The organism is Zobellella iuensis (assembly GCF_016746085.1).
GTDB lineage: Bacteria > Pseudomonadota > Gammaproteobacteria > Enterobacterales > Aeromonadaceae > Oceanimonas > Oceanimonas iuensis.
In genome coordinates, this window is sequence record NZ_JAERTZ010000003.1 from 1 (window position 1) to 1,053 (window position 1,053).

1 protein-coding gene is annotated in these 1,053 nt (G+C 57.7%); it reads right to left on the reverse strand.

All coding sequences use genetic code 11. The annotated features are described in order from the left end of the window. Window positions 1-905 (reverse strand): IS110 family RNA-guided transposase (locus JKV55_RS01690; RefSeq protein WP_202082018.1); only part of this gene is annotated, 905 nt, incomplete at its 3' end. Window positions 906-1,053 lie beyond the last annotated feature (148 nt).

Here is a 1,053-nt window from a genome sequence, read left to right on the forward strand (position 1 = left end):
TTCCGCATCACCGCACATTGGGCCTGGATCTTTTTCTTCCCTCGCGCTACCAGGGCGTTGTAAAACGCCTTCGCTCTCGGGTCATGCTGTGCCGCGCTCATCGCGGGCATGTACAACGCTGCTCGCAGATAGGCATTGCCCGCCTTGCTGAGCCGTGCCGGCCGATTGATACTGCTGCCCGACTGCGTTAAACGAACGTCCAGCCCGGCAAAGCGGCTGACCTGGGGGGCCTTCAGGTCGGAAGGGAGCACACAGAGCTCCGCCAGTATCACCAGCGCCGTTGCCATGCCGACCCCTTTGGCGGTGCACATGTTGTCCAGGTGCCGGGATAACGTCTCTGAGCCGGCAATCAGGGTGCAGGCCGCCTGCGTTAACCGCTCAATCCGTTTATCCAGCATGTCGATGCCTTCTTGCTCGTCTTCAATCAGCATCGGCATCGTCGATTGCTTGGACTGCAAGGCATGCAGGCGGTTTTTAGCCTGTGTCCGGGAGCCCTTCAAGCGGTTGATTTGTCTGCCAATATCACGCAGCGCCAGACAGCTATCATCCGGCGGAGTCCAGCGTCGCGGCGCCATCCGCTCACCGTACTCGGCCAGGAGCGCGGCATCGATGCCATCGGTCTTGCTGCCCGTGAGCTTGAGGGTGGCAAAGTGGTGAAAGCTCTTCGGGTTGATGACGGCCACCGGCAGCCCGGCCTGCACCAGGGCGACCGCCAGGTCAAAGTAGTAAATCCCGGTTGCTTCCATCACGATGAGAGAAGGGGATAGCGCCTTAAGGCGTTGGATAACCTTGGCATGCTCTTGTGGTGTTTGTTTGAACTGCTCGACTTTTGACGCCTTGCCGTTTTTTCTGAACACGACATCACATGTTTTGGCAGCAATATCGATACCTACAAAGACACTCATTCCCATCTCTTCCCTTTACGAGCAGTTCTGTTAGACAATAGGTACCGGTTCCCCGACCTCGCACTTGATGCAGCCTCACCCTTGTAATGCGAAGTCCATTCAACTGGCTTCCTGATACTCTTCGAGGTTGGCAATGAGGCGGGGGGCC